This window comes from Rhodoblastus sp. 17X3, assembly GCF_030056575.1.
Classification (GTDB): domain Bacteria; phylum Pseudomonadota; class Alphaproteobacteria; order Rhizobiales; family Beijerinckiaceae; genus Rhodoblastus.
The window spans coordinates 40,561-57,808 of record NZ_JASHHX010000012.1 but is presented as its reverse complement, the minus strand read 5'-3'; the positions used below and the strand labels follow the sequence as shown (position 1 = coordinate 57,808).

Below are 17,248 nucleotides of genomic sequence, written 5' to 3'. Positions count from 1 at the left end.
GTCCTCGTCTGCCGACATGTCAATGTCCATGCCGTAACACGTAGAGGGCCGCGGCGATTTTGATGATCACCGGGGTTAGAACCGTGATCAAAATGACGGGAAAAATGAAAAAGCCCATCGGCACCACCATTTTCACCGGCAGCGCATTTGCCCTCTCTTCCGCGCGCGAAAGCCGCTTTTCACGCATTTCATCCGAATAGGTTCGCAATGCGTCGCCGATGTCGGAACCAAGCTCAGCTGACTGCTTGATAAGCGTGCTGAGCGAAGCCGCCTCGTCGAGGCCGAGACGGAGAGAGAATGAGTCCAACGCGTCCACAAGAGAACGGCCAGACCGCATCTCGCTGACCAGGAGCTGGACATTTGTGGCAAGCGCCTTTGATTGGAAGGCGATGTCGCGGCCAACACGCTCCAGAGCCGCATTCAAGCTGGAACCCGCGTCCATGCATACGACCAATAGATCCAGAAAATCCGGAAACACATTTCGATATTCTTCGACCAACAGCCTTTGACGTCGCTTGATATAAGAGTCCGGACCGAAATAACCCAAAAACGCCATGAATAAGGCGAGGAAAAATTGTTTTCCGGCGGTCATATTCCCAATTAAAGGCGCAATGAGGACCGCACCCACGATCGGCAGCAAGATCGCCAGTGCGGCGCGTATTATGATGAAGGCCTTCGCCGCGTCCGGTGAAAAAAAACCGGCGCGGACAATCTCCATGCGCGCCTTGGAACGAAGATCAGCGTCGTCGAATCCGACAAACCGGTCCTCGACCGACGAAAGTTTGGACTTCCATTCGCGAAAAACGCCACCTCCGATCATTCCGGCGTCGCCATCGCCCAACGTAGTGTCGGCGAGTCGGGCGCGCAAACGCCGACGCGTGAGGATGGCGTTTCCGGCGAGCGCAGCCACCGTCGCTGCAGCCAGGAAGGCGCTGCCGAGCATCAACCAGATTTGAAGGTCATCGGGCATGACACCGCCTCAAAATTTGAAATTGACCATTCGCCGCATGATGTAATTGCCAATGGCCAACAGGACGCCCGACACAATGGCGGCCTTGCGGAAGCCTGGTTCGTTCCAAACGTCGCCATAATATTTGGGTGAAATCACGTTGATGAGCAGAAACAGCGCCATCGGAAGAATTGTCAGGATCACAGCCGAAGCGCGGCCTTCCGACGTCAGCGATTTCACTTTACGCCGCATCCGAAACCGCTCGCGGATCAATTTGGACAGGCGGCTCAGCACTTCGCTAAGATTGCCTCCCGACTCCGACTGAACCGAAATCGACGTCACCAGATAGAGTAAATCGGGCGCTCCCGCTCGAGAAGCGAGGTTCTCCATGGCGTTGGGGATGGAGAGGCCGAAGGTTACCTCATCGCTGGCGACGCCGAACTCGGTGCCGGCGGGATCCGGCATTTCACGGCCGACGAGCGACAATGCGACAGGCACAGGATGGCCCGCGCGCAAACTTCGGACGATCGTATCAAGGCAGTCCGGCAATTGCTCGCTAAACCGGGCGATCCGGCGCCTACGCAAATAGGTCAACCAGGCAAGCAAAATGACGACCGTAATGACTAGGCTGAGCGGCAGGGTAAAAATTTGAAAGCCAAATAGGATGGCCAGAACGACTGTGACGCCGCAGGACAATGCCGCCATGGAAACCACGAATTGCGTATTCTGCAAGCGAACGCCGGATTGAACAATGAGATCCTGAAGGCCCAAAAGTTCGTGCGGCGACCAAGTCCCTCCGAGCCCGCGCTCCTGCTGAAGGATTTTCAGAACTTCGTTTCGGTCGGCAATCTGGTCGATCAATGAAAGGCGATGATTGACCTTTTTCTGATTGACCCGATCCTTGGCATAATATTGGTAAAGGCCCAAGACAAGGAGCGTCACCGAAAGGAAAAGAAGAAGATAGACGAACGCGTTTTCGCTCATGCCGAAAATCCTTACAATGGACGCGTCGAATCGAAATGAGAGGCTGGCAGGTCGAAACCCATGGGCTTCAGTTGCGCGAGGAAAGCGGGACGGATTCCTGTCGCCCGGAACGAGCCAATCACGCTGCCGTCTGGGGCTACGCCTTCGCGCACGAATCTGAAGATTTCCTGCATCTGCACGACATCTCCCTCCATGCCTGTGATCTCCGACACGCTGACAAGGCGCCGCTTTCCATCACTCAGACGCTGAAGTTGGATGACGACCTGAATGGCCGTGGCAAGCTGCTGCCTGATGCTTTGTTGAGACATCGCAACACTCGACATGCCCACCATTTGTTCCAGGCGGCGGATCGCATCGCGCGGCGTATTGGCGTGAATCGTGGTCATCGAACCCTCGTGACCTGTATTCATCGCCTGCAACATGTCGAAGGCTTCTTCGCCACGGCACTCGCCGATGATGATCCGATCCGGACGCATGCGCAGCGCGTTTTTGACCAGTTCACGTTGCCGGATCTCGCCTTTGCCCTCCGCATTTGGGGGACGCGTCTCCATGCGTCCAACATGCGGCTGCTGCAATTGCAACTCGGCGGAATCCTCAATGGTGATGAGGCGCTCTTTCGGCGATATGCAGGCCGAAAGAGCGTTAAGCATCGTCGTCTTGCCGCTGCCGGTGCCGCCGGAAACCACGACTGAGATTCGTCCGCGCACCGCGGCGGTGAGCAAATCCACGATCTGCGGCTTGATGCTGCCGATCTCGAGGAGCCGCTCCATCGAATACGGCCGCTTGGAAAACTTACGGATCGACATCAACGGACCGTCGACCGCGATCGGGCGAACGACCACGTTGACGCGGGAGCCGTCGGCAAGCCGCGCGTCCACTGTCGGCGACGATTCATCGACGCGACGACCTACTGCAGCGACGATCTTCGCGATGATCCGCAACAGATGCGCTTCGTCCTTGAAGCGCACATTCGTTTCTTCGAGTTGGCCGAAACGTTCGACATAGACCAACTTGTGCGTATTAACGAGGATGTCTGAGACGGTATTGTCCTTGAGCAGCGGTTCCAGCGGACCGAGGCCCTTCATCTCGTCGATGATTTCCTCAGTGAACTCCGCCAACTCTTTTTGATTCAGAACGATCCGCTCCGCGACGACGAAGTCACTGACGTAATTGCTGATATTGCGAACCAATTCCTCGCGCGACATTTTGTCGATGAACGCGAGATTGAATTCGTCGATGATTTTTCCGTGCAACCGGACTTTTTGTTCCAGCAGCGCTGGTCTTTCGCCGGCATTCGAATCCGGCGTCTCGACGATCGGCACAAGCGCCTCGACCTGGGGCGGAGACGCGGGTTCGGGCGCGGATTTCGCCGGCTCGGCGCGGAACGAGGGAAAGACGAACCTGTTCGACATTGACTGCTCCTGCAAAGCCTGGGCGCTGCGCCAAAATGGGATAACTACGGGCCTGGCCGCCACCCAGCACAAAACGTGCAACGTACGAATTTGAACTGGGACGTTAGCCTCGGCGAATTTTCAAGCGACCTCCCTTGGCGCCAACGTTCGGATGAACGTCGCCACCGCCTGGATATCCCGGCAGATTCCGCGACTGGCGCGCGCATCCACCATCGATATCCCGCTGTTGACGGATTCCGTAGCGAAAGCGCTGTCGTCGCGAATATAAAACACGCGATATCCGGGCAAGGCGGTCTCAATGTCGAGTTTGCTCGTTATGCGGCCAAAAAGTCCTGCCTGGCAATGTGTCACGACCGCGGCGACACGCTCCTGCGCAAAGCCCAAATTTCGCAATCGCTTCAACTCGCGCGCGGCCTGTTTGAGAGCAGGCACCGAGCGTCGGGCCGTGACAAAGACGAAGTCACAATTACGCAGGGCGTCGTCGCCCCAGGACGGCCTGTAATCGGGAAAATCGAGAAGTAGAATTTGGTAGCGATCATGCAGCTTGTTCAGCAGCGCGAACACCGCGGCGCCGTCAATTGAGGCGCAATCGGCGGGCGCCTCGGCCGCCGAAAACAAATCCAGGCCAGAGGAATGATTCGACCGGAAAATGTCGAGCATGTAATCATCGAGCCGCCGTGGGTTCCGAGCTAATTCCATAATGTCGAGGCGCGGCGCGAGATCGACATAGTCGCATATTGTAGCGTGATTGAAGTCGAGCTCGACGACGCCGGACCGCCGCGCGTCCTTACCTTTCAGCTTTGCGAAATAAACGCCAGCTTCCAGAGCGACCGTCGTATTGCCGGCGCCGCCGCAAGCAGGAACCATACCCACGATCAGATTTTTCGAGACATCCGATTCGACGAAGGGCAACATGGGCGAGGCCGCACCCCGCAGACGCAAGTTTATCCCGCTGATTTCCTTCGGCGCATTGGCCCAGTCAACGCATTCTCCTGCTCCCGTTCGAAGCAGCGCCTTGTAATCCTCCGGCCGGATTTCGTCGCAAATGTAAATGACGAAGGCCCGTCCCTCGAGGGCCCTGGCAAGTTCGACGACATTATTCGCCTCGGGACGCCATTCGGGCGTCGTCGGCACAACCACGATATTATCGCCACCCTTCTGGAGCGATGGCTCCGCCGCCGCAGCTTCGAGTGAGGGCAGACGGGTCAACTCATAGCCGAGTTTCTCAAGAAAACTGCAAAGCAGGACGACTCGTTGATTGACCGTCTCTGGATGAATTAGGTAGGCGATCATTCCGTCTCGTTAGGTTGGTTCAGTTGACGGGCGCAGACGACGAAATATCTTCGCCGGTAATCGAATATTTTACAGTCGGCATGGTGATGTTTGCGAAGCTAAGCAGACCAGAAAGAAAGAAAAAGTGGAATTTCACGTTCTTAAGCCAGAGGGTGATGGTCGGCGCCGCTACGCCGCCCTGATACCCCAAGCCGGTAAAACTGTATTCGATCATAACATTGGCCGGGCTAAGCGCCGGATTGAGCATCGAGAGCACCTGGCACATACCGAGACTGTAAACTGAAGCCGCCGTGACACAGGACGCGTTGCCACGCCCGTAAACAATCCAGTTCATGGCGGTCGCGTCGTAGCCGCCCGACGAGCAAGTATGCGCGGCGCCGTCGCAGGTGATCGCGCCGAAAGCGCTGCCGCTAATCGGCTGGCCCGTGGTAGTCGTAACCGGGACCGTATAGCTGCTGGGGTTAATGCCTGCCGCGACAGGATTGGAAACCGCGGCTATACGGGCGCCGATTTCAGCGGCTTTCACGGCGCTGTTCCATTGCCAGAAGGCGAGCAGAAAATCGATGACGCCGCCGATAAGCGTCAGAACCAGCAGGACAGCGACCGCGAACTCGACCATGGTCGCGCCCGCTTCGTCTTTGCGCAGTCGGCGTAAAATCGCGCCCATTTCAGCCTCCGATCACGCGTTCGATATGCGTGACAGCGATTGTCGGATCAGCCAGACCCAGCGCGTTGAGAAAACCGAGTTGGCTATAACTGAAAGAGGTCGAGACCGTAACCGTGTAGATCGGATTGCCGCCGACATAGGGCGCCTCGCCCGTTGTCTTGTCGACCGCATTGGCGATTGAGGCGAACCTCACGGAAACCTTGCCAGTCGTCCAATTCGGCGCGCGAGCCATAGACGTGCTGCAACTCGCATCGAACCCTGGAATGCAGCCATAGACTGCGAGTTGTTGCGCATAGCCAATCTGCGCGCTGCACGCCGTGGCGGGATCGACGCTTGGGTCCCAGGTGGCGCAGGAGTTTCGCGCGAGAAAGCGCGCGGCGTCGCGCACGCCCGTTGTCACCGCCTGATGCTGATAAAAGAAATTGGAGAAGTCAAAAACGCCTAAGCCGAGAGTGATCAACAAGGGTAGGACAATCGCCGTCTCTACAAGGGCGACGCCGTCTGTGTCTTGAACCACCTTTTTTACATGTAAACCCATCGCACACCTGAAAATATTTTAGGCTACATTCAGCGCCACCGCCATCGAATTTCGCCGCGACAGCCTGCTTGCGCGCAGTTCGTCGCGGGGTCAACGGTAAAGCTTCACGACATCATGAACGATCCCCGTCTTGTCGTTCGGGGCCGAATAGCGAACATATTCGGAGGGAAGGGAGCCGAAACCGCTGCCCTCCGCCGGCTGAAGCAGGAAAAAAGTGACCACGCCCATGGGCCGCGCGGTTGTCTTGCCGTTACCGAGCTGCGTACAATCGACCACGGCAGCGTACAAGAGACGGCGATCTGCCTGAGCTTTGGCTGGGTTACAAGTTGGCGCGCCCGTAGCATTACTTTTGTTCGCAAATTGGGTCAGCGGCGCTCCCTTAAAAGTCGTATTGATTTCATATTGATACAAATCATAACGTGTAGACACTGAACTTGCCGCCGGCATGGCGGGCGCATTGCCACCGCTTCCGTAATTCGTCGTCCAGTATGTAGTCAAATTTGCGCCAGCTGCGCCCTGCCAACTCCCATTGCCAATCGCCGCGGTCGCATAGTTTGGAGATCCCGGACAAAATCCGGAATTTATATTTGAATCATCAGGATATGGACATGATGTGCTAGGCGAATTGCCTAGCGTAATACTGCTGCATGCATTTTTGCCAGAATTCTTCGGATAATATCCGTCACGTACGTTTACATCTGGAGAATATACTGTTGGATCTGCGTTGTTCGCACTTTGCGCATAGATCCCGAAGCGCGTATTGAGATAATTCGCGGAGGTCGCCTTTTGGCCAGTGGACGTGTCAATTTGGTTCACGTCGACGCACGTTTTATTGTCATTTGCGCCAAGCGCCATATTCAGACATGGAGCGCCGTTGCATCCCGTGTTCAAAAAGCCGAAATTACCCGGGGAATAAGCTGAGCCCGGCGGCGCGACCAGCATGACTTCCTTTCCCTTCATGGCCGCTTCGTTCGTCATGTCTTGCGAACCTGTCCCCGTACAAACGAAAATCGGCGTGTCCTTGCAAATCGCTTGCGTGAATCCAGCGACTGCCAAAGCTTGCGCCGGGAGATTGTTATTTTTCATACCCAATAAGGTGAGCGGAAAAAAAGAGCTCATTGTGGAGGCCGTCGTGGCCGTCACTTGAACAAAACGGGCCTGATTGGCGTTGGCCGTCGTCGCACCCATGGCGGACGCGTCGCTGCTTGGCAGGCTCGCGTAAAAGCCGGGAGGATTGGAACATTGCGCCACGCCCGCCCATTGGGACGAATTGGATGCGACAAGGGTGGTAATGGCGTTTTGAGCGCGAGTAATCGCGTCCGAGCGTCCGTCAAGTTCGGCCGCCGCGGCAAGAGCGCAGGCGTCGGCCGCTTTTTGCAGTTGCGTCTGGAGATCGAAATAGCGGGGCATATCCAGAGCGAGGGCGGAAAGGCCGATCAGTGCGACCATCATTATGCCGACCAGCGGCAGCACCACGCCAGACTCGTCGCCGTAAAAGGTCTTGGCGGCGCGGCGAAATTTTGCCGAATTAAAAATCTCCTCGAACATGGCCGCCCCTCAAAAGTCGCCGCCGCATTTCGCCTTGCCAATCCTAGGCTGCGCCGTTCTGTCAGCGCGTAACGTTCAAGTTCGGTTTCACGTTTGCTCAGGTTCCAAATCTTCCCTCTGCGTCGTTCGAGATCCGACGCCATAAGGCCTCTTTCCCGGTCATGAGGCGATGCATATTTCAAACACGCCGCCCAAACGCGCACCAATTTCCAGCATTTTTCAACGGCTTATCAGTGCGCTCCGCCACTGGGAGCGCCCGTCCCGCCCGATTGCGGCTGGGGCGGCTGCGCGCCTGTAACCACAGTTTCACGTAAACTGTCGTCCGAGCCCCTGAACCAGTTGTGACGCCCTTCGCTATCGTTCCTCACCGCATTCACCGCCTTCTCGCCGGTGGTGGGAATATTGGTATTATAGGCGACGCGCGGCGCCGGATCTGGGATCTGTTGCGCATTGTTCCAGGCGACGGCGTCGCCCGCGCTGAAAGTGACTGTATCCTTGCGCTCGAAATATTGGTTGCTGCAACCCGACAGCGCGAGACCCAGGGCGGCGAAGGCGAAGAATCGGCGTTTCATCTCTGCTCCCAGGGCCAATGAATTCTGTTCGGATCTTCCTGGATCCCGGGCGCGCCCGGCGCCATACCCGCGTCGAGAGTCTGCGCATGGCCAGCCGAATTCACGTAAGTCGGCGGCGACTTCGGCACCTCGAGCTGATTCCGCAGGAAGAGGTCAATATCATTGGACGCGAGCGAGGTGTCGAGCGGCGTCTTCAACTTCTTGCCCGGAGGCAAGGGCTTGACGAGCGAAGGAGACACCAGCATGACCAGTTCGGTTTCCTGCTGCTGGAACTGCTTGCTGCTGAACAGCGCGCCGAGATAGGGAATCGTGCCCAGCCAGGGGAAGGCGTCGAGTTGACGCTGCGACTTCGAACTCAACATGCCGGCGATGCCAAACGCCTGCCCGTCACGCAATTCGACCGTGGTGCTGGCGCGACGCTTGATGATGCCTGGAACCGCGACGCCCCCAGTTTGGACGACGATTGTGGGGTCGAGATCGCTGACTTCCGGCTCGAGCTTCAGGCTGATGACGCCATTCGCCAGCACTGTCGGCGTAAAGCGCAATTTCACGCCGAATTCCTTATACTGGATGGTGACCGTCGGCGCGCCGCCGACTCCCGTCGTCGAACTGACGGGAACGGGAAATTCGCCGCCGGCCAGAAAGTCCGCCGACTCGCCCGAGGACGCCATCAGATTTGGTTCCGCGAGCCGCCGCACGACCTGCTGCTCCTCCAGCGCGCTCAGCACCACATCCAGGCTGCCCGTTCTGGAATTAATGAGCGACGCGAGAATTGTCGCAAAGGGGGCGGCCCCGGAAAGGGCTGGAATGGCGTCCGCGACAATGGGGCCCCCTATGGCGCCCACATTGCTCGTGTTTTCCTGCCGCCCGATGATCGCGGCGCTCCTGTTATTGTTCCAGAGGGCGTTCCACCGCACGCCAAGATTGCGAACCGCCTGACGGTCCGCCTCGACGAAGCGCACCTTCAATAGCACCTGCTGCGGCGAAGTGACGGTAAGGTTGTTGACGACGTTCTTTCCTTCCGGCGCCAGACCGGCCGCGACGCGCATGGCGCGATCCGCAGCCACTGCGTCGCTGACGCTTCCGCTCAACACGATATTGCCGTTGACTTCGCCGACGCGAATGCCGCCGCCGCCCGAACCTGTGCGCACTTCCGCGCCCATCGCCCCGGTGTCCAGACGAACATCGACATCGACCACGCCAATCAGTCGCTTCTGCTGATCGTAAAGCATGACATTGGTCGAGCCGAGCTTCTTGGCGAGAACATAAAGCTGCCGATCGCTGATCGGAACAACGTCCGCAATGTCGGAGTCGCCGACCGCGGCCTCTGCGAACGGAACCGCCACGCGAATATTCTTGGATTTATTCACGACGATGCCGATGCGCTTTTCAAGCGGAATCGGATCGGCTCCCCGAATTGTTGCCGGCGGCGGAACCTGATGCATGGAGCCGGGCGGCGGCGCGGCCTGCTCGTTTTGGACCATTCCGCCTTTGGCTGAATACGGTTTCGACGGAGACCCGGATTGCGTCAGGGACAGAGAGGACTCGGCGGTCGCGACGAAAGCCGATGGGGGAACCGAGTCATTGCCGCGCTCCCGGAGCAGTTCGAGAACCGCGGCTTGCGTAGGCGAGTTGTCTGACGCTTTTGACGCCGCCTCCCGACGCGTGAAACTCGATGCTGGCGGCGCCGCGTTCATCGCGCCGGGCGCCACGGTCGGCGCGGGAGCAAACATCCAGGCCCCACCGGATTCAGGCGCCTTAACAACGGAAGGAAGCGCCCCGAAAATAGAGAGCGACGCCGGACTCAAGACTTGTTGCGCGCCTGCTGAATCAAAAGCCTGAAAAGAGCCGAAAAAACCTCCAACGACCAGCAGCGCCTTGGCGTGCCGCAGCATCATGGAATGAAAACGCGACGTGACTGACACGCCAGAACCGGATCGAAATCCACCAACTATTGCAGAGTCCACTTGAGCCGCCCCCCTACAACAAACGCGAACTAACTGCAGCCTGTCGCACCTCGAAAGAATTGCGTTCATAATTCCTACAATTCGCTAACATTTTTTTGTGGATAGAAACAAAGTTAAAAATTCATTAACGCCTTCCATGGTCATGATTCGCGCGTCGAGTTGCATAGGCGCCACAGGGATGAGGGCGAGAACCTTGACCTTGGCCCTCCCGCCTCATCTCGCGAAGAGCGTCATTCCTCGCTGTAAACAGAGTAATCCTGCGGCTTCGCCTTCCGGATTACTGTTATGCTGGAGCTTGAAGACCGCGTCACAACTGGTTTCGCGGGCGCCTCCACGGGAGGCGCGGCTTCCGGGGCCTTCTTTTCCGCGTTGACATATTCAGCCGAGTTGAGATCGACCAAGCCGACACGCCGCGCAACATCAGCCGAGGCGCCGCCCGCCTGACGCAACACCAGCGACAAATTGCCGACGCCGGCGGCGAGAACCAGCTTTTGCGCCTGCTCGGTGCTGACTTCGACGGTGACGGCCTTGGCCACGGTGGGCTTGTCCTGGCCTTCGTTGGACAGTTGGTCCACGGCGAGAACCTTGACGTTTTGCAACAGCACGTCGGCATAGGAATTGGATTTGTCGTTGCCGTCGAGACGGCTCAATACGACATCGACGCGATCGTTCGGCATGACGAATCCCGCGACGCCACGCACGTCGTCGACGCGGATCGTGACCGCGCGCATGCCGGCATCGATCAGCGTCGAAAGCGAGGCGCGCTGGCCAGGCCCGGTGACGCGCGATGTCAGGATCGGCTCATTCGTTTCGAACCTGGACAGGACGATGCGCTTGCCGTCCTTCAAGAGGTCGGCTTTCGATTTGAAAGCGCCATCGGGAAGGACATTCGTCGACCACGGAATTTCGACGATATTGTCGTTGGTGATTTCCGTCCCATAGCCAAGGGGCAGAGCCGCCACAACAATCGTTGTGCCAACCGGCGCAGTGGTGCGGCGCGCAATGATCGACCGGGCCGATAGAACCGCGACAGCGCCCGCAAGGATCGCAACCAGAAGCACCAAGAGGGTTCCCAACCGCATGACATCACCCTCGTGCGACAAAAACTGCGCCGGAAACCGCGCGCAACTCGCTCACGAAATTCAGGATGAGTGGGGTTCGCCTCCCAAATCCCATCTCTCTTTCGCCGCGTAGATGAATTCGCAAGATAAGGCGCTTCGCTTGTTTTCGACCTGGCGCCTGACTATGTGACACTCCGCCCGTCGTCATGCGACGGGCGGAAGCGTCGTCGTCTTTTTGATCAGGCGCCAGGGACGGCCTTGATCGCCGCTTCGACGGTCGAGAAAATACCGGCGATATCGCCGCCCAACAACGTAATTGTCGCGATGACGGCAGCCGTGATCAGGCCCAGAAGAACGGCATATTCGACCATGGCCGCGCCGTCTTCGTCGCGACGGAATTTCTGCAAAAGATTACGCATGACAAAATCCTTCCCTGATGGGTTGAACGACAGCCCCACAGCCGCGCGGTCGCATGTCGTTAATTGAATGTTAAGGACTAACCCTGCGGGGGTCAACGGAACTGATTCGTTTGCGGCGGAAATGTGATAAACACGGTTAAAATTTTATGGTAACGCCTGCTTTTTAATCATCGAAAATCTGCACGCATGTTCAAGCTTCCGGCGATAAAATGGAGTCATCGGGAAAGCGCCACAGGGCTATACGTCTAACGACGGTCGTCTTATGTTCACTTCATTTGCGACATGAGCGCCAAGGCCGCAGGCGATGCAAACCAGTCAATTAATTCAACTTGTTACAGGAATGGTGCTCATTTACATCGCGATCGAGGACATGTTGAAATTCAAGATCCGAAACGAAAGCATTGTTATTTTGATTGTTTTGTTTCTCATTGCCGCGTTGGCGTCGGGAGCGCTCCTGCCCGCGCTTTGGCACGTCCTGTTCGGCCTGGTCATGTTCGCTGTCGTTCTCGCGATTTACGCTTTCCGCGTCATCGGCGGCGGCGACGCCAAATTGCTTTCCGTGGCCTTTCTCTGGATGGGATGGGAAAATACGTCGCTCTTCTGCATCCTGCTGGCCCTTGCCGCGGCGATCTATTACATATTGCATCGGTTCGGCCATATTCTGCCCGGCAAGCCCGGCCCGAATGGAAAAACCTTGATCCCTTATGGTCCGTGCATCGCATCAGCATGGATCGGGACGATGGCGTTGCAAATGTCGGCATGACCCGCGCGGGGGCCTCGAAGCAATTTGAAAGCAGGCTCCTGCTCTTCTCGCTCTTCTTTAGGGCTTCGCCCAACTTGTCCTATTGGACCAGATCGCCGGGATGAGGGCCGGCGTTCGAATAGCATAGGCTTCATATTCCGGAAAAGTCTCGCGGAGAAGCCGCTCCTCATATTTCATGCGCTGGAGCTGGCAATACCATTGCCCTGCAACAATGACGACGGCCGCCCATGACAAATGATCCAGCATGACTCCGATAATTGCGATTGCTTCGCAAACATAGAGTGGGTGCCTGACGATCGAGTAAGGACCGCCGGTCACCAGCTGCCGCGACTGGGGAACTATGCTGAACGAACGCCCGAGCCAACTCACCGTCATGACGGAAAGAAGCGCGCCGATCGTCACCAAGCTGATCGAGAATACGCGCGCCGCGTCGGCAAGATCGGCATATGGCAGGGCGCCCACCAACATCACCGAAAAGGTTCCCCAGAATGCGTAGAGGCGCGGCGCCAATCCATCGGCGGATTTAATTGGCATGCTGCGAACGACAGTCAGCCAAACCAGAAGCGCCATGAATAGCAGGTTCGAGCAAGTCGCCGCGACGGCCAGCGTTTTCGACGATACGCCCGGATCCAGCGCGCCGCTCAGCAGACCATAGAGGCGTTTGGCGTTCGACAGCGCCATCGCAGCGAAGGCCAAAACCAATGGTATGCGCAGCAAACGATCATCAGTAAGCGCGCGACGCAATTTTTGCGGCAGACTGTCCGTCATCGACGCCTCTTACCCCGAACCGCGCCACGAACCGGCGCTGTTCCGCGCGTTGGATTGAAACGCCGCGGCGCCGTCACCGCAGACTGTTAAACCAGTAAAAAGGCTGTCCGGCGCCCTCCGGCAGCGGAATGGCGCCGTGCCCTTTCCAGAAATAGCTCTGACCGGCCTGGGCGATGGCGATGTTATTGGCGATGGTCGGACTCGTCGGCGCCAATGCCCGCGCCTCATAGAAAAGGCGCAAGGCGCCGCGCCGGTCACCGCGCAGCAGGCGCTCGTAACCGCGGTTATTCAAAATCACATATCGGACGGCGCCATGGCGCTCCGCTTGACGATAGGCACGCGCGGCCAGGTCGAAGCGGCCAATACGATCATAGCTCGCGGCCAGGCCTGTCCACGCCGCGCTATCTTCGGGCGAAGCGTCGACGGCGCGCAAATAATGGAGTTGGGCGAGCCCGTAGTCGCCATGGATGAAATGCGCCCGCGCGACACGAGAGTCCTCGTCGCCGCCGAAAATGCGGGGGTCATATTCGTTTTCAATAAAGCCCCAGCTCTCCGCATGGGCGCGGGGCGTCGCGAACATCACGCTCAAAAGCGCCGCCGCGACGATGAAACCCATGCTCGCCAATTTGAGACGGCCCGCCATTCTGTGCCTCCTACAAAACCAACGCTAACGCACAATGCCTTATTGGATACGGTTTGGGCAACGATCAAAAGCGTGGCGCGCACAACTTCAAAATTGTGTTCAATTCGATTGCCGCTTCTTGATAGAAAATCAAGACCCGCACGCGAAAAATTATGCTCGGCGCGGACCTCCGAGCTAAATGCCTTGAACGAAGGGCATTCTCGGCTCCCGATTCTCATCGGCTGCGCGGGTGAATTCGACATGCGCCGGCTCCGCCAATTGCGCGTCAAGAGCTTGCCGGCGGCCCACCATGCTTTTAGCGTTGCTCATGAAAGCCTGCGTCACGCTGAATTCGAATCCGAGGCACAGCGTGGCGAGAGCGAAGGCGGTCGCGAGCGCGAATTTTTGATGCTGGCTGCAGACAACCTCGTCCTCCGCCGCCGGCTTCCCGGAGCGCCAACGGGCGAGCAAGGCAACCACCCAAAAGACAGCCAGTACGACAAGAACGGTCGACGAACCCAAAATCGCGGCGAACACTACGCAAACGCAGACCGCCGCCGCCGGAAGCAAAACCCGGCTGGTAAAGATCGACCGGAGCAGCCGCCAACCATCCGAGCCGGGGAACGGCATGATGTTGAACGTATTTACGACTAATTGCCAAGCGGTAACGCCGAACGCGCAAAGCGCGACCCAGGGAAGCGGGTTCTGGCGCAAGGCGGCGACGGTCGTGGCCTTATCCTCGCCTTGCGAGAACATCAATCCCGCCATCATGCTTTCAAGGTAAGGAAGAGCGGGCAACAAGGCGAGGCAAACAACAGTGCTGAACGCCACCCCTGCTATAGCCACGACTCCGGCCTCGAAGGCGTCCGTATAGTTTCGTGAACTGGCTGCGACGCCTCCGACAAAGGGAATCAAGCTGATCGTGACGTTGCGATGTCCCATCAAGACGAGAGCCAAGGCATGGCCTAATTCATGGAGCAGGATGGCGAAAACCAAGGTCGCCGTCACTAGGGACGCCGTGAAATAGGCTCCACCGTCGAAGGGTTTCCAGAACAGCGATCCGTTGATCAAAACGAAAATGGAGAGAACGGCCAGAGCGGCGAGGCGCCAGCCGGCAAACCGGATGAACGGCTGCCGAGGGGCTGGCTGGCCTCGCGCCGCCGCATCGAGCGCAGCGAGATATTTCTGAAGCGCCATTCGGCGCATTTCATAGCCGAAAAAGCCGCGCAGCGGTCCTTCCGCAGTCAGGACGACGCGGGTCTCACCCTCGGAGGTCTCGGTCAAATCAAGATGTTCGCAGCTTTGGACGGTCCCACCAGCGCCAGAATGGTCCGAATTTGTTTCGTGGCTAGTGAGGCCCCTGCCCGGTATCATCCGGCTCCATATTTCACGCCGCGGCGTGAATTCTCCCTTGCTGCCTCGGGGGCGGGCGAGATATTCGACCGTCAGCGGATCGTCGGCCACTTTCCGAACGTCTCGCTGTTCCCAATGCGGGTTCCACGAAAAATTAAGATTTCGTGGATCGGTCAGCCGCCAAACGTCGTCGTTGGAAGCGCTTATTGTCCTGGCGGCGACGGTTCTCCGCCTTCCCAGCGGCATATAGAAGAAGAGCCAGAAGGCTCCGAACGACACCGCCGCCGGAACAACAATCGCAGCAACCGACCAAAACGAAACGACCATGACAGCACCTCGGTTTCTTTAAGTTAGAAGCGCTGGGTTAATTTGTGTTTAGCGCTGAGCTGGCAAAGACCCGCGCTTATCGTGAGTATTGATTTCCAGTGAGAACCGACCCAGGCAGGCAACAGCCGCGACGAAAAGGACCGAATCCTCGCCGGAGTATGAGACCTCTTGCCTTCGGCGGAAAAACGTCGAAATGCTGTTCGCCTTTCATAAAACGCCTCATTCGTCCGCAAAGCCGCCACCACGCGACATCAGCGTGGCTACGCATCTCATACCCAACGCCGCCGCGCTCAGTTGGTTTCTTTGGTCACTTAACTCACCGGCGTTGGCCAAAGCCTGCGTGGGTCTGATCCCTCAGTAATTTGGTGGCGTCACCATGATGATCGGAATTGACGCGATCGACGCCTTCCACGGTGATCGCGAGCATGCCGTTTTCAAGTCTTCGGACCCAGCCTTTTTCTTTCAGATACCAGAGATGAAACTCCAGATGCTCAGGCGGACAGTCTAACAAGCGCTCAAGATCGATATTGCCGACGCCGGGATCGTTGATGTCTTGCCGGCATTTGACATAAAAGATCGACAGCATCTTCGCCTGAATTTCGGCGTCGCGTTCAAGGGCTTTCCCGTCACCAGCTTCCTCGGCCAGTTTCCAGCGCAAGTCCGAATGGCTTTTATGCTGAATATCGTATTGTGCGCGCTTGATCGGGTCTTTGAGTGTATTATGGGCCTCTAAAATATCGTCGAATCGGCTCCGATCGCCGGTGTCCTGATTGTCCGGATGGTAGCGCATGGCAAGAAAACGAAATACCCGATCTATCGTTTCCGAGTTTGCGTTTGGGCTGATTTCCAGGATTTCGTAATAGTCGGAAAACATCGAGACTTCCATAAATTGACGGCACGGGCGCTGTTTCGAGGATCGGCGGTTGCAGAACTGGCTTCCAGAACAAATGGTACATTCATAACAGTGCGGATCAAAACGCGCAGCTTTCTTTGTCAGGGTCGTCGGAGGCGATGGGGGGCTTTCGCGCCGAATTGAAAGTCGGTCGCATACATCAACGATCATGGCTTCGTGCGGTGCGCCCACCAATTCGGAAGCCCTGCGTTTGCTTGAGATTTTGTCAATCGGGGCTTTCAGGGGGTGGCTCATGCCAGTCGGACGGCGGTCGGCGGCGAAAATCCATCGCTCGGGAAACAAGGAGGGCGGCACGATTGCCGCCTTTTTCATTGCTTCAACACAAAACGCCCGTCGTTGACCTGGAAGCCCGAGAGCTTCCTCAAGAAACTCATGCCAAGCAGGCTGATGCGCAGCGCGCCGGGCTGGGCGACGACGGCGTCGACGTTATCGACCGTAATGTCGCCGATGCTGATTCTGCGCAGGCGAACGCGAGCGACCATAGCGGTCCCATTGGCGGTCCGCACCGGAATATTGAAGGCCGAGGGCGGCGGGTCGATGTCGAGCTGGCGCGCGTCTTCCGCCATCAGGGCGACAAAAGTCGCGCCGGTGTCCACAAGCGCACGGACAGGCGTCCCGTCGATTTCCATGTCAGTTTGGTATTGGCCGTTGCGGTCTGGTTTGATCTCGGCCACGCCATAGTTTGGGTACGAGGTCGCGGCGCGCGTCGGCGCGCTCTCCCGGGTCGGGGAAGGCGGCGCAGCGCCGGCGCGCGCATGGGGCGGCGCCGGGACGTAGCCGGGCGGTAGAGGAATGTCGACATTCGCGCCGCCGAGAGTGGCGTCCTCCGAGGAGGACGCCTGCGCCTTTTTTGGCACGGCGCGCGCGCGTACAACTCCCACGTGATCCCTCAATGGACTGCGATGCCGCATGTAAATTTTTGGGTTCGCAGACGCCGGGGGAACAGGCGGCGCAGTCGACGCGCCAACAGGATCGGAAACGCCCCCGCGGCGATATCCAGTCGGCGCTTGAGCGTTGACTATCGTCACGCTGGCGAGCAGCCCGGTGACGGACAGAACGGTGGCTGCAAGGCGAATGCAACGCGGTTTCAGC

Annotated in this window: 18 protein-coding genes; 2 read left to right on the top strand and 16 right to left on the bottom strand. The window is 57.9% G+C overall.

From position 1 onward, the window contains the following. Nucleotides 1–19: 19 nt before the first annotated feature. The 4 genes from QM467_RS12385 to QM467_RS12370 form a co-directional block, all read right to left on the bottom strand. Complete coding sequence (locus QM467_RS12385) at nucleotides 20–970, bottom strand: type II secretion system F family protein (protein WP_283366640.1); 951 nt, start codon at nucleotides 968–970, stop codon at nucleotides 20–22. Between the two features lie 9 nt (nucleotides 971–979). Next, complete coding sequence (locus QM467_RS12380; RefSeq protein ID WP_283366639.1) at nucleotides 980–1,933, bottom strand: type II secretion system F family protein; 954 nt, start codon at nucleotides 1,931–1,933, stop codon at nucleotides 980–982. Between the two features lie 11 nt (nucleotides 1,934–1,944). Then, nucleotides 1,945–3,345, bottom strand: coding sequence for a CpaF family protein (locus tag QM467_RS12375; protein WP_283366638.1), 1,401 nt, complete (start codon nucleotides 3,343–3,345; stop codon nucleotides 1,945–1,947). 120 nt (nucleotides 3,346–3,465) lie between these two features. Beyond that, a complete protein-coding gene (locus tag QM467_RS12370) occupies nucleotides 3,466–4,005 on the bottom strand; it encodes a hypothetical protein (RefSeq protein WP_283366637.1) in 540 nt (179 codons plus the stop codon). Nucleotides 4,006–4,089: 84 nt separating this feature from the next. On the opposite strand from QM467_RS12370, the gene QM467_RS12365 reads away from it, so the two are divergent. Further along, nucleotides 4,090–4,539 carry a hypothetical protein gene (locus tag QM467_RS12365; protein WP_283366636.1) on the top strand — a complete coding sequence of 150 codons (450 nt, stop codon included), beginning with the start codon at nucleotides 4,090–4,092 and terminating at the stop codon, nucleotides 4,537–4,539. A 118-nt stretch (nucleotides 4,540–4,657) separates the two neighbouring features. Here QM467_RS12365 and QM467_RS12360 read toward each other — a convergent pair whose 3' ends face one another. The 7 genes from QM467_RS12360 to QM467_RS12330 form a co-directional block, all read right to left on the bottom strand. Continuing rightward, nucleotides 4,658–5,305, bottom strand: a complete 648-nt coding sequence (locus QM467_RS12360; RefSeq protein WP_283366635.1) for a TadE/TadG family type IV pilus assembly protein — start codon at nucleotides 5,303–5,305, stop codon at nucleotides 4,658–4,660. A gap of 1 nt (nucleotide 5,306) precedes the next feature. Continuing rightward, nucleotides 5,307–5,822 carry a TadE/TadG family type IV pilus assembly protein gene (locus QM467_RS12355; protein WP_283366634.1) on the bottom strand — a complete coding sequence of 172 codons (516 nt, stop codon included), beginning with the start codon at nucleotides 5,820–5,822 and terminating at the stop codon, nucleotides 5,307–5,309. 111 nt (nucleotides 5,823–5,933) lie between these two features. Further along, nucleotides 5,934–7,391 (bottom strand): pilus assembly protein TadG-related protein, encoded by a 1,458-nt coding sequence (locus QM467_RS12350; RefSeq protein ID WP_283366633.1) that lies wholly within the window; start codon nucleotides 7,389–7,391, stop codon nucleotides 5,934–5,936. 230 nt (nucleotides 7,392–7,621) lie between these two features. Beyond that, nucleotides 7,622–7,963, bottom strand: a complete 342-nt coding sequence (locus QM467_RS12345; RefSeq protein ID WP_283366632.1) for a hypothetical protein — start codon at nucleotides 7,961–7,963, stop codon at nucleotides 7,622–7,624. Then, complete coding sequence (locus QM467_RS12340; protein ID WP_283366631.1) at nucleotides 7,960–9,447, bottom strand: type II and III secretion system protein family protein; 1,488 nt, start codon at nucleotides 9,445–9,447, stop codon at nucleotides 7,960–7,962. Before QM467_RS12340 ends, QM467_RS12345 begins: the two co-directional genes overlap by 4 nt. 713 nt (nucleotides 9,448–10,160) lie before the next feature. After that, a complete protein-coding gene (cpaB, locus tag QM467_RS12335; protein ID WP_283366707.1) occupies nucleotides 10,161–10,991 on the bottom strand; it encodes a Flp pilus assembly protein CpaB in 831 nt (276 codons plus the stop codon). Between the two features lie 239 nt (nucleotides 10,992–11,230). Next, nucleotides 11,231–11,506 (bottom strand): Flp family type IVb pilin, encoded by a 276-nt coding sequence (locus tag QM467_RS12330; protein ID WP_283366630.1) that lies wholly within the window; start codon nucleotides 11,504–11,506, stop codon nucleotides 11,231–11,233. Nucleotides 11,507–11,714: 208 nt separating this feature from the next. On the opposite strand from QM467_RS12330, the gene QM467_RS12325 reads away from it, so the two are divergent. Next, a complete protein-coding gene (locus QM467_RS12325) occupies nucleotides 11,715–12,173 on the top strand; it encodes an A24 family peptidase (RefSeq protein WP_283366629.1) in 459 nt (152 codons plus the stop codon). A gap of 57 nt (nucleotides 12,174–12,230) precedes the next feature. Here the strand turns inward: QM467_RS12325 and QM467_RS12320 are convergent, their stop codons facing one another. The 5 genes from QM467_RS12320 to QM467_RS12300 form a co-directional block, all read right to left on the bottom strand. After that, entirely contained in the window at nucleotides 12,231–12,941 is a 711-nt protein-coding gene (locus tag QM467_RS12320) for a methyltransferase family protein (protein ID WP_283366628.1), read from the bottom strand. Between the two features lie 73 nt (nucleotides 12,942–13,014). Beyond that, entirely contained in the window at nucleotides 13,015–13,584 is a 570-nt protein-coding gene (locus QM467_RS12315) for a tetratricopeptide repeat protein (RefSeq protein ID WP_283366627.1), read from the bottom strand. A gap of 174 nt (nucleotides 13,585–13,758) precedes the next feature. Then, nucleotides 13,759–14,559, bottom strand: coding sequence for a metalloprotease (locus QM467_RS12310; RefSeq protein WP_342395125.1), 801 nt, complete (start codon nucleotides 14,557–14,559; stop codon nucleotides 13,759–13,761). 1,000 nt (nucleotides 14,560–15,559) lie between these two features. Further along, nucleotides 15,560–16,468 (bottom strand): J domain-containing protein, encoded by a 909-nt coding sequence (locus QM467_RS12305; protein ID WP_283366626.1) that lies wholly within the window; start codon nucleotides 16,466–16,468, stop codon nucleotides 15,560–15,562. Beyond that, nucleotides 16,465–17,037 carry a retropepsin-like aspartic protease family protein gene (locus QM467_RS12300; RefSeq protein WP_283366625.1) on the bottom strand — a complete coding sequence of 191 codons (573 nt, stop codon included), beginning with the start codon at nucleotides 17,035–17,037 and terminating at the stop codon, nucleotides 16,465–16,467. Before QM467_RS12300 ends, QM467_RS12305 begins: the two co-directional genes overlap by 4 nt. Nucleotides 17,038–17,248: the final 211 nt, after the last annotated feature.

What these genes read in the sequence shown, in the direction of transcription:
- QM467_RS12370 (WP_283366637.1), bottom strand. Translation starts at nt 4,005, where the DNA reads ATGCTCGACATTTTCCGGTCGAATCATTCCTCTGGCCTGGATTTGTTT.
- QM467_RS12320 (WP_283366628.1), bottom strand. Translation starts at nt 12,941, where the DNA reads ATGACGGACAGTCTGCCGCAAAAATTGCGTCGCGCGCTTACTGATGAT.
- QM467_RS12305 (WP_283366626.1), bottom strand. Translation starts at nt 16,468, where the DNA reads ATGAAAAAGGCGGCAATCGTGCCGCCCTCCTTGTTTCCCGAGCGATGG.
- QM467_RS12385 (WP_283366640.1), bottom strand. Translation starts at nt 970, where the DNA reads ATGCCCGATGACCTTCAAATCTGGTTGATGCTCGGCAGCGCCTTCCTG.
- QM467_RS12380 (WP_283366639.1), bottom strand. Translation starts at nt 1,933, where the DNA reads ATGAGCGAAAACGCGTTCGTCTATCTTCTTCTTTTCCTTTCGGTGACG.
- QM467_RS12325 (WP_283366629.1), top strand. Translation starts at nt 11,715, where the DNA reads ATGCAAACCAGTCAATTAATTCAACTTGTTACAGGAATGGTGCTCATT.
- QM467_RS12315 (WP_283366627.1), bottom strand. Translation starts at nt 13,584, where the DNA reads ATGGCGGGCCGTCTCAAATTGGCGAGCATGGGTTTCATCGTCGCGGCG.
- QM467_RS12375 (WP_283366638.1), bottom strand. Translation starts at nt 3,345, where the DNA reads ATGTCGAACAGGTTCGTCTTTCCCTCGTTCCGCGCCGAGCCGGCGAAA.
- QM467_RS12340 (WP_283366631.1), bottom strand. Translation starts at nt 9,447, where the DNA reads ATGGTCCAAAACGAGCAGGCCGCGCCGCCGCCCGGCTCCATGCATCAG.
- QM467_RS12360 (WP_283366635.1), bottom strand. Translation starts at nt 5,305, where the DNA reads ATGGGCGCGATTTTACGCCGACTGCGCAAAGACGAAGCGGGCGCGACC.
- QM467_RS12350 (WP_283366633.1), bottom strand. Translation starts at nt 7,391, where the DNA reads ATGTTCGAGGAGATTTTTAATTCGGCAAAATTTCGCCGCGCCGCCAAG.
- QM467_RS12345 (WP_283366632.1), bottom strand. Translation starts at nt 7,963, where the DNA reads ATGAAACGCCGATTCTTCGCCTTCGCCGCCCTGGGTCTCGCGCTGTCG.